The 16781-nt window shown below is 64.0% G+C and carries 13 protein-coding genes; 5 read left to right on the top strand and 8 right to left on the bottom strand.

Going from position 1 to position 16781, the window contains the following annotated elements; genetic code table 11:
* Nucleotides 1-11: 11 nt before the first annotated feature.
* The 5 genes from HLH36_RS13850 to HLH36_RS13830 all read right to left on the bottom strand — a co-directional run bounded on the left by HLH36_RS13850 (nt 12) and on the right by HLH36_RS13830 (nt 6653).
* The gene (locus tag HLH36_RS13850) at nt 12-2402 is read right to left on the bottom strand and encodes a TonB-dependent receptor (RefSeq protein ID WP_182986947.1); all 2391 of its coding nucleotides are present in this window, start codon (nt 2400-2402) and stop codon (nt 12-14) included.
* Nucleotides 2403-2406: 4 nt separating this feature from the next.
* Entirely contained in the window at nt 2407-3759 is a 1353-nt protein-coding gene (locus tag HLH36_RS13845; protein WP_182986946.1) for an MFS transporter, read from the bottom strand.
* Entirely contained in the window at nt 3756-5012 is a 1257-nt protein-coding gene (locus tag HLH36_RS13840) for a LysR family transcriptional regulator (RefSeq protein WP_182986945.1), read from the bottom strand. The genes HLH36_RS13845 and HLH36_RS13840 overlap by 4 nt, the downstream gene beginning before the upstream one ends.
* Before the next feature lie 291 nt (nt 5013-5303).
* Nucleotides 5304-5966, bottom strand: a complete 663-nt coding sequence (locus HLH36_RS13835; protein ID WP_182986944.1) for a hypothetical protein — start codon at nt 5964-5966, stop codon at nt 5304-5306.
* Between the two features lie 114 nt (nt 5967-6080).
* Nucleotides 6081-6653, bottom strand: coding sequence for an SDR family oxidoreductase (locus tag HLH36_RS13830; protein WP_182986943.1), 573 nt, complete (start codon nt 6651-6653; stop codon nt 6081-6083).
* A gap of 793 nt (nt 6654-7446) precedes the next feature.
* On the opposite strand from HLH36_RS13830, the gene HLH36_RS13825 reads away from it, so the two are divergent.
* The 5 genes from HLH36_RS13825 to HLH36_RS13805 all read left to right on the top strand — a co-directional run bounded on the left by HLH36_RS13825 (nt 7447) and on the right by HLH36_RS13805 (nt 12632).
* The gene (locus tag HLH36_RS13825) at nt 7447-8502 is read left to right on the top strand and encodes an NAD-dependent epimerase/dehydratase family protein (RefSeq protein WP_182986942.1); all 1056 of its coding nucleotides are present in this window, start codon (nt 7447-7449) and stop codon (nt 8500-8502) included.
* A gap of 88 nt (nt 8503-8590) precedes the next feature.
* Complete coding sequence (rfbF, locus tag HLH36_RS13820) at nt 8591-9370, top strand: glucose-1-phosphate cytidylyltransferase (protein ID WP_182986941.1); 780 nt, start codon at nt 8591-8593, stop codon at nt 9368-9370.
* Nucleotides 9371-9511: 141 nt separating this feature from the next.
* The gene (locus tag HLH36_RS13815; protein ID WP_182986940.1) at nt 9512-10870 is read left to right on the top strand and encodes an NAD(P)H-dependent oxidoreductase; all 1359 of its coding nucleotides are present in this window, start codon (nt 9512-9514) and stop codon (nt 10868-10870) included.
* On the top strand, nt 10857-11405 hold the full coding sequence (gene rfbC, locus HLH36_RS13810; RefSeq protein WP_182986939.1) for a dTDP-4-dehydrorhamnose 3,5-epimerase: 549 nt from the start codon (nt 10857-10859) through the stop codon (nt 11403-11405). The genes HLH36_RS13815 and rfbC overlap by 14 nt, the downstream gene beginning before the upstream one ends.
* A gap of 189 nt (nt 11406-11594) precedes the next feature.
* Nucleotides 11595-12632, top strand: coding sequence for a DUF707 domain-containing protein (locus HLH36_RS13805; RefSeq protein ID WP_182986938.1), 1038 nt, complete (start codon nt 11595-11597; stop codon nt 12630-12632).
* Nucleotides 12633-12772: 140 nt separating this feature from the next.
* On the opposite strand, the gene HLH36_RS13800 is transcribed toward HLH36_RS13805, so the two are convergent.
* From HLH36_RS13800 to HLH36_RS13790, 3 genes are all read right to left on the bottom strand, one after another.
* The gene (locus tag HLH36_RS13800) at nt 12773-13981 is read right to left on the bottom strand and encodes an alpha-hydroxy acid oxidase (RefSeq protein WP_182986937.1); all 1209 of its coding nucleotides are present in this window, start codon (nt 13979-13981) and stop codon (nt 12773-12775) included.
* 198 nt (nt 13982-14179) lie between these two features.
* Nucleotides 14180-15817: an acetolactate synthase large subunit gene (locus HLH36_RS13795; RefSeq protein WP_182986936.1), complete on the bottom strand. Its 1638-nt coding sequence runs from the start codon at nt 15815-15817 to the stop codon at nt 14180-14182.
* Between the two features lie 313 nt (nt 15818-16130).
* Complete coding sequence (locus HLH36_RS13790; protein WP_182986935.1) at nt 16131-16580, bottom strand: lipocalin-like domain-containing protein; 450 nt, start codon at nt 16578-16580, stop codon at nt 16131-16133.
* Nucleotides 16581-16781: the final 201 nt, after the last annotated feature.

Genomic DNA, 16781 nt, shown 5'->3' with positions numbered 1-16781 from the left:
GACGGTTCCGGTCAGAAATCCGCGCTGACGGTGCCGAAGAACTGGCGAGGAGCGCCCATCAGGAAATAATTGAAGTCCGTATTGACGAAATTGTTCCCCAGCTCGTTCGTGGTGGCGATGTAGGTCTTGTTGGTGAGGTTGTAGACGTTGAAGCTGGCCGTCAGGCCCTTGAACGGCCCCACCTGGCCGAAATGATAGCGCATGCCGAAATTCATCAGGAAATAGCCCGGCACGCGCAGGTCGTTGGTGTAGGTCAGCTCGCGGCGGGACAGGTAGGTGCCATCGACATGGGCGTCAAAATTGCCGATGGCGTATGAGATGTTCCCCTTATACATGAATTGCGGGTAGTTCGGCACCAGCTTGCCGCGCGTCGGCTGCGGCCCCGTCGCGGTCATGACATTCTGGTCGTAGGTCGAATGGGCGTAGGAGAACGAATTGTAGATCGAAAGCCCGCGCACCGGGCGCAGCGTCACGCTGGCCTCGGCGCCGTTGGTCGTGACCCCGCCGACATTCTGCACCGCGGTGACCGGATTGATGCCGGCCTGGCTGGTGATCAATTGCAGGCGGTTGGAGAAATTGACGCGATACAGCGAGGCCAGCGCGCTGATCAGGGGCGAGGTGTAGCGGTAGCCGCCTTCATAGACCCAGTCGGTTTCGGGCTTCAGCGTGTTGCGGGTGGCCTGGAACGAGGCCTGCGACGCGGTCCATGGCGTGGCCGATACGTTGGTGCCGTACCCGTCGAGCGGGAAGGTGCGCATATTGTGCGACACATCGAAGAACAGTTCGTTATGCGGCAGGAAGCGCCAGTTGGCCGAGACCTGCGGCAGGAAGGCGTTCGAGGCCTCCAGATGCCCCTGAGCGACCCGCGTGCCGTTGATGGTGCCGTCCTGCGTCGGCACCGAATTGCCGGAATTGACGATCATGGACTTGAATCCGGCATTGATCGTCAAATTGTCCGTGACCTTGTAGGTATCCTGCAGGTGAAACACGAAGGTCCGGGTCGAGAACGCTTCCTGCCAGGCCGTCGCGAACACCTTGTCGGCCGGGAAGCCGGTGGTGGGGTTGCCGAGCGTGCCCTGGCCCAGCAGCGGGGCTTCGGAGAAATAGCGGCCTTCGTTGAAATTGCCGTATTCGTACCACACGCCGGCATTGACGGCATGGCGTGCGATTTTCCATGTCACCGCGCTCTGGAAGCCGCCGCGTGCGACATTGGGCGTCTGGATACGCTGGGAGAGCGGCGCGCCGTTGGGCGAGGGCATGTAGGGCGTCGTCCAGGTGCTGTAGCCGTTATTGGCGTGGCCGTATAACGTCGTCTTCCAGTTGAGCGTCTCGCTGAGATTTTCGTCGAGCGTGAGCCCGCCGAGATAGTCGGTGCGGTTGGCGGTGCCGGCGTAATAGGCGGCATCGAACGGGTCGTTCGTTTTCTGCAGGGGCGCGGGATAGGTCCCGCGTGCCGCGTTGTACGCGGCCGTATAGTCGGGGTAGTAGTTCGCCAGGTTGGGGCCGACCGTGTTCAGCCAGTTTTTGGTCATGTCCTGATAGTCGAACTGCTGGATCGAACTCCAGTCGAAGAACAGTTTCAGGGACGAGCCGCGCGCCAGCGGCTGGACCAGCTTGGCGTTGACCTGGTCCGAATGATCGTAGCCGCCGCCCTTCCACAGATTGCCGTTCAGCCGGGCATAGGCGACGTAGAAGCGGGTGCCGGTTGGATTGAGATCGCCGCTTTCGAAGCGCGCGTAGGTCCGCATCGTCGAATTGCTGCCGAAGGTCTGGGCGACCGTGCCGCCGCGCACATGGGACGGATCGATCGAACGGATCTGGATCGCGCCGCCCAGGTTGCTGGTCGAGGCCACGTCAATCGCGCCGGCGCCCTGCGAGACGTCGACGCCGCCGACATCGTCGGAGATGATCGAGCGTGTGACGGACAGGCCGTTGTAATTGTTGAACTGCTGATCGCCGAGGGGAATATCGTCGAGCGTGAAGCCGAGCTGCGACTGGTTGAAGCCGCGCATGAACATCTGGCTGGAATATTCATAGGCGCCGAACGGATCGGCGGACTGGTAGAGTACGCCCGGAAGCTGGCTGAGGACCTTCAGCGGCGAGGTGCCCGGCACGCTCTGCTGCATCATGGTGCGCGTCACGCTGGTCATCTGCCGGGTCGAGCCATGGCCGAAGACCGAGATGGCCTCGTTGGCGGGGGCCGGGGTGCCGGCTGCCGCCTTGCCCGCGCCGGTCGTGCCGGCGGCGCGATGGGTGGTGGCCGGGGCGCTCGGGCGCGAGGTCGCCTGTGCCGGGGCAGGCGTGCGGCGGGCCTCCGGCGTGGGGGATGCGGCGTGGAGCTGGGGTGCGATCGCGAGGCCGCCGAGCATGGTGGAGAGCGCGAGAATCCGTCGTGATGTCATCGGGTCATTCCTTGTTGCATCCTGTGGCGCCTGGGAGGCGGGATGGCGGCTGGCCGTTCGGCAGGGAGGCGTGCGCGGCGACGTCTTCCGGGCGCAGGCCGATCTGGTAGATCGCGACGGTGCCCAGTCCGATGGCGCCGGCGGTAAGCAGGGACGGGGTGAAGCTGCCGAACCTGTCGGCCAGCAGCCCGGTGATGGCCGGGGCCAGTGCGCCGCCGAGCGAGCCCCCGGTATTCTGGATGGCCTGCAGGGTCGCGACCCGGTGTTCGGCCGCGATCACGGTGCCGAGCATCCAGCCGCAACTGATGGCCAGGCCGCCCGCGAACAGGGCGATGGCCATGAAGGCGATCATGACCGCCAATGGCGTGTGCAGCGTGGTCAGCGTGGTCGCGATGGCGGCCACCAGCATGGCCAGCACCAGCGGGGCGCGGCAGGCATTCAGCAGCCCCACGCCCCGGGCGGCCAGGCGGTCGACGACCACCCCACCCAGCACGTTGCCCGCGAAACCGCAGAATTGCGGCAGCGCGGACAGCATCCCGGCCTGCCCGATCGTCAGGTGGCGGGAGGTCTGGAGCCATGCGGGCATCCATGTGGCGTAGAGCCAGGTCAGATAGATCACGCCGGCATAGCCGGCCGTCAGGACCCAGCTTGAACGCCGGCGCAGCAGATAGCCGAGATCGGCGCGCAGCGACTGCACGATGCTCGCCGGCACCGGGGCGCCGGGGCGGGGCAGGGCCTTGCGCATCGCGGCGCTCAGAGTCAGGTCGGCGGGGTCGCGATAGAAGCGGATCCACACGAAGGCCAGCACCAGGCTGGCGGCACCGATCGCGACCGACATGCCCCGCCAGCCCCAGAGCGCCATGATCGCGAGCAGCAGCGGCGGGGCCAGGGCCGGCCCGAGGGCGGCGGACCCGTTGAAGAGGCCGAGCGGACGCCCGCGTTCGCGAGGCTGGTACCAGCGGACCAGCGCGCGGGTGCCGGACAGGAACAAGGGGGTTTCGCCCAGTCCCAGCCCGATACGCGCGACGAACAGGCCGGCGATGCCGTGCATCAGACCGAAGCCCATCTGCGCGCACGACCAGAGGACCAGGCCCGCCCCCAGAAGGAAGCGGCTGTCGAACCGGTCGGCCAGCAGGCCCGTCGGGATCTGCCCGGCGAGATAGGCCCAGGCGAAGACCGACAGCAGCAGGCCCATCTGGGTGTAGGACATGTGCATGTCGGCCATCACGGCCGTATTGCTGACCGACAGGGCGGCGCGATCGATATAGCTGACGCATCCGGCCGCCATCAGGAGCAGGAGCGTGATCTGGCGCCGGCGGCGCAGGGCGGGGGAGAGGATGGAGGCGGTGCTGCTCATGCGACGGATTTCCGTCCCGCCGAGCCGGCCTCGGCCTGGATTTCCGCCAGGCCGGCCTGCAACCGGCCGATGATGGCGAGGTTGGGGTGCTCCTTCTTCCAGATCAGGCGCGTCGTCATCCGGTAGCGGTCGGGCAGGGGGACGGCATGGACCGCATGGGAGCGGAACGAGCCGGCGGGCAGGATGGCGCAGCAGGTGCCGTCCTCGACCAGGCGCAGCATCAGCGAAAGCGACTGGGTCTCGAAGATGCCGCCCGGTGTAATGCCTTCCTGGTCCAGATAGCGGTCCGTGACCCGGCGCAGCCCCGTGCCCAGGGCGGGCACCGTCAGCAGGTACGAGGCCAGGGCGATCCGGGGCGTCTGGCCCGGCGGCGGGCTGTGCGCCCGGCCGAAGACGAGGAAGATCGCGGATTTTTCCAGTTCCGCGCTGTCGAGGTCCAGCGGGATGTCGATCAGGTCGGACAGGCCGGCATCGAACCGTCCGTCCAGCAGCCCCTCCACCATCTGCGGCGCGGCGATGGTCGAGATCGTCAGGGGCGGCTGGTAGCGGCGGTGGCGCCACAGCCGGACCAGATTGGCCAGCAGGAATGTCAGGGAACTGTCGCTGCTGGTCGGCATCATCGATGCGAGCTTCAGGGTCCTGAACGCGCGGAAATAGCTGAAATTCTCGTCGCGCATGATCTGCCGGTGAGTCTGGTCCACCTGCTGGCAGCCCTGGCGCAGCGCCTCGGCCTCTGCCGTCGGCATGACGCCATGGGGGCTGCGTACAAATAATGTCCGGCCGAGAATCGTCTCCAGCCGGCCGATCTGGCGGGAGAGCGTGGGCTGGGTCAGCGACAGGCGCTGCGCGGCGGCGGCGATCCGCCGGGTTTCGTAAACGGAGAGGAAATAGCCGATCATGCGCAGCGTCAGGCCCGAGCCCAGCAATGCGCGCAGGCGATGCGTCGGCAGCGGGCCGGCGGTGTCGCGTTCCGGCGGGGCCAGGTGGGAACGATTATCGTCCTCGATCAGGGTCAGGCACCAGCCCAGCAGGTGCAGGGCGGAACGGTATAGGCTCTCGCCCTGCGCGGTCGTGACGGCCCTGCTGCCCCGGCGCAGTGACGAGCGGGACAGCAGCGATGTCGCCATGGCCTGCTCCAGGGCGGACACGCTGTGGCTGAGCGTGGATGCGCTGACGCCAAGCACCGGGGCGGCCGAGGCGGCGGAGCCCTCGTTGATCAGGCTCGTAAAATAGATCAGGGCCGGCAGTTCCATTTCTACTGAGCCTTATGACAATATGAATAACAACGTATCGCGGCTGATATAATACGATCGGCTCCGTATAATTACCAAAATAGAGTGTTGATAGAAAAAATAGCGACCAACGATCGTATCGAAGCATCCCCGTAATGAGCGTGCAATTTCAAATGGCCCGCAGGCATGCCTTGTGCATAAAAAAGCATAGGTCAACGGACGAGCGGCCCGGTGGGTTCCCTGTGCTTCGGTGCGTGGCCGGTGCGGCGGCTCTGCCGGGTAGAGTGCGGGACCGCCCGAGGGGGCGTGCTTTTACCGGGCGCCGGCCAGCCAGCGCTCGGCCGCGCCGGGTGTTTCCAGCAGCGTGCGTGCCGCCATGTTGAGAAAGACGGGATCGTCCTGGAGGCCGAACTCGGTTTCGATGCTTTCCAGGCGTTTTTCCAGTGCGAACAGGAAGATCATGAACTGGTGGGCGGCGTGCGCCTGGTCGCCCTGATAGCCGAGAGGCTTCTCGCAGAACTCTCCCTGCCGGCAGAGATCGAAATTCAGGCTGTAATAGCCTCGGCACACCATGGGGCGGGCGGCATAGATCGCGCAGCTTCCATCGAAGAGGAACGGACAGAAAGCTGGAGGCGAGGCCAGCCGTTCCTTCAGGAGCTGGAGGCGCTCCGGCGGGAATGTGTGCCGTGCCTCGTGAACGGCGAGGATCGCGAACAGCGGATTGACCTGCACAAGGCTGTGGCAGCACGTATCGCAGCCCTTCGTGCAGGCTAGCGGCGCGGTGGGGCTGAGGCGTTTCAACGTCTCCGCGACCTCATCGCAGAGCCGGAGAATGCGCCGGGCCAGAAGAACGAGATCGGCCTCGCCGGTGGCGGCTTGCAGATCGCGCCTGAACGCTGAATCGGCCTGGTCCATCTTCTGGCGCATATAGGCAAGGGGCGAGGCATCGTTGGGCGCTGGCCCGTCACTGTTCATAAGGCGGATGGATCCGATTGATGGGCCGAACCGGCTGGCGGCGGCTTGCCGGGCTTATGTTCCGGCTTGATCGAAAGAAGAATTTTCTTGTGTTGTCATGAATGATTTGGATGGTCAAAGGAAAATGCGTGGCGGCTGACGCCGCCGAAGCCCGATGCGGGAGGCGGGTCGGGTGAGCGCGCGATCTAGCTGAGGGTGTGCCGGGGCGTTGGTGTTGTCTTCCCTGGCCGGTTGGAATTCCTGCGCGGTGGGGCGGAAGAGGATTTCGTTGATGTCCATGTCGTCCGGCTGGCCGATAGCGAGGGCGACGGCGCGGGCGAAGCTGTCCGCCGGGATGGCGTAGCTCTTGTAGAACGCCGCGATGTTGCGCGCGGCATCGGGGGCCATGACGCTCTGCGGCAGTTCGGACTGGACGGCCCCGGGCGAGATGACCGTCGTGCGGATGTTGTGGGGCTTGGCTTCCTGCCGCAGGCCCTCCGACAACATCAGCACGGCGGCCCTGGTTGCGGCATAGACGGCGTTGCCGGGGCGGACGTGGAGCCGGTCGAGGCGGCGCGCGCCGAGAACCAGCTTCGCCCCGTTGGCTGCCAGATGGCGCGCGGCGGCCTCGCCGAGGCCGCTGCTGGCGTCGGCGGGTGACTGTGCAGACTGCCCCTTAGTCGGGGATCGTGCGGTTGTAGAATGCATCGGGAAGATGATCGGGGCCGCCGCGCCGGCTGCGATCCAGGGTCTCGATCGCGGCGATGTCGTCGGCTGTAAGCGTGAAGTCGAAGCCAGCGCAGGATGACCTGCGCCGGGGCCCTGTCGTATTTTCGTCCGATTGCCATGATGGTGGGGTGTGCCAGCGGATCGTCTTCCGGCGGCCTGTCATCACCCCGGTAACGCATGACGCCCCCGATGGGCGACCAGGCCTGGGTCACGATGCTCGACGTCCGGTCGTATTCGCGAACGGCCGATTGGGTGAAGAACGGGTGAAGTTCCACCTGGTTCAGGGCCGGGGGATCACGGCATCTGCCTCATCGCGCCACGCGAGCAGGATTCATGCGGCTTGCCAGCCCGGCGTGGGCGGGCCGCCGCGCTCGTTCAGCATGACCCGGGGCGGCTCGTCCGATCGCCCGAATATGGTATCCGGGACGATATCTCGTACCTGTTACTGAAGTTTGGGTGCGAAAGCATAATATTCGATATTTTAACGTTTTTTTTACGACTTGAGATCTGGTCGAAAACGAAAAAACTCTTCTTAAAAACAGCAAAATTTTTTTGGCGGATAGCGAAACCTTTCTCTTCCGAATACTTTAATCTTTTGTCACGAAGCTGACGAGCCGCCCTGAGTGTGTGGTTTTTCAGCTCTTCGTGAATTGTGGGATGTGCCGGCATTGATCGGCAGTTTCATGAAAGTTTGTCGATACAATAATAATGCGCCGATATTTCGGCAGGTCGCGGATTGAGAACCTTAGCCGCTGGTGAGGAACAGGTTGCGATGCGAATACTGATTACCGGAAATATGGGCTATGTTGGATCCACGGTATGCAAATATCTGAGGCATGCCCGGCCCGATGCGGTGCTGCATGGTTTCGACAATGCCTATTTCGCCCATTGCCTGACCGGTGCCACGCGCCTACCGGAACAGAATCTCGATGCGCAGTTCTATGGCGACGTGCGGTCCATCACGCCCGAGCGGCTTGCCGGATATGACGCGGTCGTTCAGCTCGCCGCCATATCGAACGATCCGATGGGACACAAATTCGAGAAGATCACATACGACATCAACCAGGATACCACGATCGCGCTGGCTCGGGCCGCGGCATCCGCGGGCGTAAAAAATTTCGTTTTTGCGTCGAGCTGCAGCATCTACGGCATCGCCGAGGGCGGTCCGCGCAAGGAGACCGATCCGGTCAATCCGGTGACGGCCTATGCCCGATCCAAGATCGGCGCGGAAAAGGCGCTGGAGCAGATCGACACCGACATGGTGATCACCAGCCTCCGCTTCGCTACTGCCTGCGGCATGTCCGACCGGCTGAGGCTCGATCTGGTGCTGAATGATTTCGTCGCATCCGCCATGGTGACCGGCAAACTCAGCGTGCTTTCGGATGGAACCCCGTGGCGGCCGATGATCGATACCGCCGACATGGCGCGCGCGATCGACTGGGCGGTGGACCGCTCGGCGGAGGCGGGTGGGCGCTACCTGGCGGTGAATGTCGGCAGCGACGACCGCAACTATCAGGTGCGCGAGATCGCTGATGCGGTAGCCGAGGCGCTGCCGGGGACCGAGGTCAGCGTCAATACCGAAGCACCGGTGGACAGCCGGTCTTACCGGGTCGATTTCGGGCTCTACAAATCACTCGCGCCCGATCACCAGCCGCAGGTGACGCTGCGCGATTCCATCGAAGAGCTGAAGGCGGGGCTGGAACGCATGCATTTCGGCAATGCGGATTTCCGCAATTCGCCCTTGATCCGCCTCAAGGTTCTGGAAGCGCATATGGAAGCGGGGCGCCTCGATTCATCGCTGGTCTGGCAGGCATCCGCGCGCCCCTGAGAGGCGCGCGCTGCGTATTCCGCCTGGCGCCGTCTCCCGTCATGGGCGGGAGACGGGCCAATAACATGAAAATGGGAGGGGTGGGGACATGAAGGTCGCGATACTAGCCGGCGGTTTTGGAACGAGGCTCAGCGAGGAGACGATGATCCGCCCAAAACCCATGGCCGAGATCGGCGGCCGGCCGATATTATGGCATATCATGAAGATATACGCCCATTACGGATTTTCGGACTTCGTCGTCCTGGGCGGGTATCGCGTCGATTTCATCCGCGATTATTTCATGCGCTATCGGGCATCGCTCAGTGATTTCACCATCGACCTCGGCACCGGGGAAGTGGACTGGCTGCAGGCGCAGGCCGAGAACTGGCGCATCACGGTGCTGGACACCGGCAAGGAATCCCTTACGGGCGGACGCATCCGGCGGGCGCGCCGCTATCTGGAAGGCGGCACGTTCTGCCTGACCTATGGCGACGGCGTGAGCGATGTGAACATCAGCGATCTCGTGGCATTTCACAAATCCCGCGATACGTGGTGCACATTGACGGCAGTGGTCCAGCCCGGCCGTTACGGTGCGCTGAATCTCAGCGACAACGGCGCCGCCGTGCGCGGCTTCGGCGAGAAGCGGGCTGGGGATGGCGGGCTGATCAATGGCGGTTTCTTTGTGTGCGAACCTGAGATCTTCGATCTGATCGACGACGATCTGACCACATGGGAAGCCGAGCCGATGGATCGGCTGATCGCGCGCGACAAGCTCTCGAGCTTCGTACACAACGGCTACTGGCAGAGCATGGATACGCTGCGCGACAAGCAGGTCCTGGAGGCGGCGTGGGCAACCAAGGCAGCGCCCTGGAAAGTATGGTCCGACTGACAGGCGGCGGCCTCACGCACGCCATGGCGGAGAGCGTGTCATCGCCGGGAGAGCGTCCGGGGACGGCATGCGCATCGCACGGCGGACGGAGCCGTGTGACGCGAGACCATCGGAAATGACACAACTGGCAGGAGCCGGAACATGATCATCGTCGATACGGCACTGAAAAAGCGCGAGGCGGAAGGGCGGCCTGTGACCGTCGCCATCGTCGGCGCGGGCACCCAGGCGCGGGCCATTGCCCGCACCATCGAGATTGCGACACCCGGCATGCGCGTCGTCGCGGTGGCCAACCGCACGCGCGCGAATGGCGAGGCGGTCTTTACCGAACTCGGACTCGATCCGGTCTGGTGCCCGGACGGCGCGGCCCTTGACGCCGCCCTTGCGGCGGGGGCGCGGGCGGTCACCGGCGATCCGCTGCTGCTGGCCGGGGCGACAGGCATCGATGCCGTGATCGAGGCGACCGGATCGATGGAATATGCCGCCCGTGCGGTGCTGGCCGCGATCGAGGGGGGCAAGCACCTGATCCAGGTGAATGCGGAACTCGATGGCACCATCGGTCCGATCCTGAAGGTGAAGGCGGATGCGGCCGGTGTCGTCTATACCGCAGGCGATGGCGACCAGCCGGGCGTGATGATGAATCTGGTGCGCTTCATGGAAGGGATCGGCGTCCGGCCGGTACTGTGCGGCAGCATCAAGGGACTGTACGACCCGTATCGTACGCCGGACACGCAGGTGTCCTTCGCGCAGAAATGGGGCCTGGACCCGGCCATGGCGGCGTCGTTCGCCGATGGCACGAAGATCTCGTTCGAGCAGACGGTGATTGCCAATGGCACCGGCATGAAGGTGGCGAGGCGCGGGATGATCGGGCCGGATTTCTCCGGCGGAGATCCTTATGCGCCGCTGGTGCCGCTTGAGGAGACGACCAGCGCCTTCGCCGCCTATCTCGACGCGCATCTCGCCGCCGGCGGCCCGGGCTTTGTCGATTACGTGATCGGTGCGCGGCCCGGTCCCGGTGTGTTCGTCATCGGGACGATGGAGGATGCGCGGCAACGGCATTTCCTGAATTATTACAAGATGGGGCCGGGGCCTTATTACTGTTTCTACACCCCCTTCCACCTGTGCCATTTCGAGGTTCCGGGTTCGGTCGCGCGGGCGGTGCTGTTCGGGGATGCGACGCTGACGCCGCTGGCGGGGCCGAGCGTCGGTGTCATCGCGCTGGCCAAGAAGGATCTCGCGCCGGGGGATGTCATCTCCGCGCTCGGCGGGTTCGAAGCCTATGGCATGATCGAGAATATCGAGACGATCCGGGCGGAAAACCTGATCCCGCTGGGACTTGCGATCGGCGGGCGGGTGAACAGGCCCATTCCGCGGGACCGGCCCATCACCTTCGCCGATATCGATGTGCCCGAAGGGCGGACGATCGACCGGCTTTATGCGGAGCAGGAGGCCGTCTTCGCGCCTTCCGTCGTGGTCGAAGAGGTGGTTTATGATCTTTCATGAAACCACGCTGAAGGATGCAATGCTGATCGAGCCGGAGCCACGGGGTGACGACCGTGGTTTCTTCGCCCGGATGATGTGCCGGGAGGAATTCGCGGCACATGGGCTGATTTCCGATTTCGTGCAGCACAATATGTCCTTTTCGCGCTGCAAGGGCACTGTGCGGGGGTTGCATTTCCAGCGTGGTGCCTATGCCGAGGCCAAGCTGATGCGCTGCACGAGGGGGGAGATCGTCGATGTGATCGTGGATCTGCGCGGGACATCGCCGACCTACCTGAAGCATGAAGCCTTTCATCTGACCGCCGAAAATCACCGGCTGCTCTATGTGCCGCCCGGCTTTGCCCATGGTTTCCAGACGCTGACGGATGATGTCGAGGTTTTCTATCCCGTCAGTGCCGCCTATACGCCCAGCATGGAGGGTGGCCTGCGCCACGACGATCCGCTGGTCGGGATTTCGTGGCCTCTGGATGTAAGCGGTGTCTCGCCGAAGGATGCCTCCTGGCCGTTCCTGCAACGGGGGGCGCCGCCGATTTTCTGAATATTCCGCAGCGGCAGGGAATCGCGCTTCGGCCATGGAGGAACCATCGGCGTTGTTCCGACTTAGAGGATGGGCCGGTCCAGTACAATCATCGCCGCGTGGGTCATGCGCATTTTTCGTCACGGGCCGCATGCCCCGCCTCCGGCAGTTCGCATGAGATCGTCAGCTTCCAGTCATGGAGGATTTGTGATGAAACCGGAACAAAATATTCAATCTGAAAACAGGCGCTTTCTCGTCCTTGGTCGCGTTGGTGACAAGTCGCTGCACCATAGCTGGATCGCGGACAGGACGGTCACGCGGAACTGGGACCTGCAACTGAATTCGTATGCCAAGGATGTTTCACTCTGCCAGGATGGCGATCTGCCGCCGGTATTCGATTACGGTACCAAGTGGGACAGTATCGCACGCCATTTCAGGGCCAATCCGGAGCTGCTGGATCGTTATGAGTATATCATGCTCCCCGATGACGATGTGCTGATGGAGGCGGCGGATATCAACCGGCTGTTCGAGATCGCGGTGGAATATGACCTGACGATGGCGCAGCCGGCCATGACGATCGAAAGCTACCTTTCGCACGCCGTCGTCCTGCGGATGCCGGGTTTTCGGCTTCGGTACAGTACTTTTCTTGAATCCATGGCGTGCTGCATCAAATCGTCCTATCTGCGCACGCTTCTGCCGATGTTCGAGCGGCATTTCACGGGCTGGGGCACGGATCTGATCTGGGCGATGCTGATGAAGGCGCCCGCCTACCGCGCGGCGATCGTGGATGAAGTGCCGATGACCCATACAAGGCCGCTCTATAGCGGCCCGATCTACGATACGTTCGCGGAGGACAAGGTCGATCCGAGGGAAGAAGTACGCGGGCTGATGGCCTGTTTCGAGAACCATCCCCAGGGAATGCATGTCTATGGCGGCTATCTGACCGATGGCAGGCGGGTTGGCGACTTCGAGGCACGCATACGCAATGCGATCGGGCTGTTCAGCGTCGCGGGACGTTCGAAGCTGCCCTGGAATACCGTCCGCATGGGGTGCGCGATGCTGCTCCGGGCATTCACCCAAATGGGCTATAAGCCCGAGCAGCTTCGTGCCGTCGCAGGGAAGGAAATGGCCGCACTGGGGATTGGGGCGCCCCCGCGCCTTTCGGGCGCTGGCATGCAGGCTGCGGGCATTCCGGTTTCGATTTCCGCCGTGGCCAACAAGCATGTGACCGGCGGCATGCGCGTGTGAGTTTCTCGGTCCATCGGGACGACGTGCGGGGCGGGGCCATGTTTTACGGAGGGGCGTGAGGGTATGTGGCCCCCCGGCCCCTCGCGCGTTTGAGCGGAGCCCCGGCCTTCCCGCAGGACATGTGCGTTCGACCCCGCCTTTCACGGGGCCGCGAAGCGGCGGACATGGGCGGGGGACAGTTCGCCGATCGTGTTCACGCCAAGCATCGCCATGTCGCGCGCGATTTCCGCCCGCATCAGATGCAGCGCGTGCCGCACCCCGGCCGTGCCCGCCGCGACCGAGGCATACAGAAACGGCCGGCCGACGAAGACGAAATCCGCACCCAGCGCCAGGGCCTTGAGTACGTCGGTGCCGCGCCGGATGCCGCCATCGATCAGTACCGCCATCTCGCCTGCCTCGCGCGCGGCCTCCTGCAGCATGAGCAGCGGGGCGATGGCCGAGTCGAGCTGGCGTCCGCCATGATTGGACAGCCAGACGCCGTCGAGACCTGCCGTGCGGGCGAGCGCGACATCTTCGGGCGAAAGGATTCCCTTGACGACGAGCCGGCCTTTCCAGTTGTCGCGCATGAAGGCGACATGTTCCCAGCACAGCCCGTCGCGGGTGCCGATATTGCGCTCGGCGGAGCGCGAGAGGATCGCCGGCCCGCGAAATGCATCCATGTTCTCGAAATGCGGCATGCCGCGCGCGAGTGTGCGGAGGAACGTCCCGAGCGACCATCGCGGACGACGTGCCCCGTCCCAGAAAAGGCGCGGGGTGGGCCGAAGGGGCATGGAGAAGCCGGTGCGGGCATTGTTCTCGCGATTGGCGGGAACCTGCACGTCGGCGGTGAGGACGATCGTCTCGAACCCTGCCGCGTCGACCCGGCGGAGCATTGCCCCGATGCGTTCTCTGTCGCCGGGAAGATAGGCCTGGAACCAGCGCGTTCCGCCCTCGATGGCCATCGTTTCCAGCGGTGTGAGCGAGGTGGCGCTGGCCACCATCAGCGCGTCCTCGGCGGCCGCGGCCTGCGCCAGGACGATGTCGCCCCGGAACGATGACAGGGCGGACAGGCCCATGGGCGCGATGCCGACCGGCAGGCTGAAGGATTTGCGGAAGAGGGACGCCACCGTCGAGCGCGCGCGCGTATCGACGAGCACGCGCGGCAGCAGGGCGAGCGCGGCGTAGCTCTCGCGATTGGCGCGCAGGGAGCGGTTGGTCTCCGCAGCCCCCGAGTAATAGCCATAGATCTGCCGGGGCAGGCGCCGTCGGGCGACGGTCTCGAAATCATCGAGACACAGGAAGCGCTCGAGGCGGCGGGGCGTGGCCAGTGTGGATGGCGGCTTTACCTGGACGGGGGAGTAAGCGGTCATGGCACTCCTTGCGGCGGGATCAGGCGTGAAACCGGGCCGGAAAATCGGCATGAGGGGGAATTGGTGCCGGACGATGCAAGGCGGCCGGACGGCGTTAGCCCCGACAGGGTGAACGCCGGGCGGCCGATGGGGTTCGGATATCGTCTTGTCGCCCTGTGCATGAAGGGCGCGCCGGATTTCTGCCCGGTCGGGGGCGCTTCAGGTAACGGGGATGCGCTTGCCCAATTCGTCGATCAGCACGCGGATATTGTCGGAATAATCGATCGGGATGGCGATGATCTGCACGCCGCCCTCGACGAAGGCGCGTTCGAGAGTTGCCGCGAAATCTTCGATCTTTTCGACGAAATGGCCCTTGGCGCCGTAGGATTCGGCATATTTGACGAAATCGGGGTTGCCGAATGTCATGCCGTAATCGGGGAAATGATCGACCGCCTGCTTCCAGCGGATCATGCCGAAGGCGCCGTCATCGATGATCAGGGAGACGAGATTGAGCCTGAGGCGGACGGCGGTTTCGATTTCCTGGCTGTTCATCATGAACCCGCCATCGCCCGAGACGGCCAGCACGCGCCGGTCGGGGTAGAGGATGGCGGCCGCGATGGCCGATGGCAGGCCCGCACCCATGGTGGCCAGGGCATTGTCCAGCAGGAGCGTGTTGGCGACGCTGGTGCGGTAGTTCCGCGCGAACCAGATCTTGTACATGCCGTTATCCAGCGCCACGATACCGTCCTGCGGCATCACCCTGCGGATATCGGCGACGACGCGCTGCGGTGTCCAGCGATTGTCGGTGGAGCCTTCCAGGATATGGTCGAGGATGCCGTCGCGCAGGCCCAGGAGGGCGTCGGCGTTGGCAAGGCGGCCTGCGACCTGGTCGGCCAGGCGGGACAGGGAGGCGCCGATATCGCCGATGATTTCGGTCTGCGGGAAATAGACCTGCTCGACATGGGCGGGCTCGTAGCCCAAATGCACGACGTCCGGCCCGTTGGCGCCCATGATGAAGGGCGGCTTTTCGGCGGTGTCGTGGCCGATCGTCAGGATCAGGTCCGCGCGTTCGATGGCCTCGTGGACGTAATCGCGCTCGCTGAGGGCAGCCGTGCCCATATAGAGATCGCTGCATCCGCCCACCGCGCCCTTGCCCATCTGCGTGGTGAAATAGGGCAGGCGCGTGCGCGAGAAGAATTCATGCAGCTTGCCGGCCAGGCGCGGGCGGGATGCGGCGGCACCCAGCATGACCAGGGGGCGCCGGGCGGAACGCAGCAGGTCGGCCGCGATGCGGATCGCAGCCTCACTGGCGACGGGCGCGTCGATCGCGTGCGGGCGGATCAGCGCCGGATTGCCGCATTCTTCGCGCGCGATATCCTCGGGCAGTTCGAGATGGACCGGACCGGGGCGTTCTTCGGCCGCCACGCGGAAGGCGTCGCGGATCAGGGTCGGGATCATGTGGGCGGAGACGATCTGCCGGGCCATCTTGGTCAGCGGGCGCATCGTCGCCACGACATCGACGATCTGGAAGCGGGCCTGGCGTTCGGACAGGATCGCCTTCTGCCCTGTCAGCATCACCATCGGCATTGCGCCCAGATGGGCGTAGGCGGCGCCGGTCGCGAGATTGAGCGCGCCGGGGCCGAGCGTTGCGAGGCACACGCCCGGCCGGCCCGTGAGGCGGCCATGGGTCGCGGCCATGAAGGCGGCGGCCTGTTCGTGGCGGGTGATCGTCAGCCTGATCGATGAGGTGCGGAGGGATTCGACGATATCGAGATTCTCTTCGCCGGGAATGCCGAAAATCCGATCGACGCCCTCGTTCTCGAGGGACGCGACGAGGAGGTCGGATGCCTTTGTCATATGATCATCTCCGGACAGGGCTGAACCTGCCATGCATCGTTGTCCGGAAAGAACAGGGGAGGAAAGGCCTGAGACTATTCAAATCACGATCAGGTCCGTCACGATGTGAGGACATTCCCCGCAGCGAAATCCGTCCGGATGAATGCCATCGGAACAGATTCGGGATGTGCGCTCAATCGGCAATTCGTGGCGTGCTGCCTCCCGCAATATGCATGCACGCCCCCTGGTTCGAGCGTGAGCGGAAATGTGGGCTGGTGAGCGAGAGTGCCGCGCAGGAAACGCGCGCCGGATCGCCACCAGCGCGCATTTCCGCTCACGCTCGCCGGAAGCGGATGAGGCTGCGGGAGGGACCGCGATCGGCCCAGTTGGGCATTTCGCGCCAGGGGGTGACGACGGTGGCATGGGCGCCGTCCACGGTGACGGTCCGCCGCTGTTCCGTGCCCACCCATTCGGGGGCCCAGGCCGTCTCGACGCGCGTGATCCATTGATCGTGCTCGATCCGGTAGCGGCCGATATAGGCGACGAGGGTTTTCATGAGCTGCGCGCGGTCCCAGTCTGTCACGGCGGGCTGGCGGAGGCTGCCTTCCAGGTTGAAGGCGACCCAGCCATCCGCGGTAAAAATGACCCGTCCGCGCGGGCAATCGCCCATGGCCTCGATCATTTCGCCGCTTTTCTTGTCCTCTACCTGGTAGGAAACAAGCTTCCACGTGCCAATAAGCTGCTGTGCCAGATCGCTGGAATTCTCACCGTGTACCCGCGTCATTTTCCGAATGGTTCCTCTTGAAGCAAGAATCAAGTAAGGGGAGCCGTGTGGCGTCTGTAAATATTTTACTTGTTCTTTTGTTAATTGTTTACAGGGTCGTTTTGTGGATAAATATTCATGGGTATATGGAAGGTATATGCCGTTTTCGTGATTTTTTCTATCAAAAACGGGACAAAAGATTTATGCTGAATCGACAAAAAT

This window comes from Gluconacetobacter aggeris (assembly GCF_014174395.1).
Taxonomy (GTDB): domain Bacteria; phylum Pseudomonadota; class Alphaproteobacteria; order Acetobacterales; family Acetobacteraceae; genus Gluconacetobacter; species Gluconacetobacter aggeris.
The sequence above is the reverse complement of the archived record's forward strand: the minus strand, read 5'-3'. Positions and strand labels throughout refer to the sequence as shown.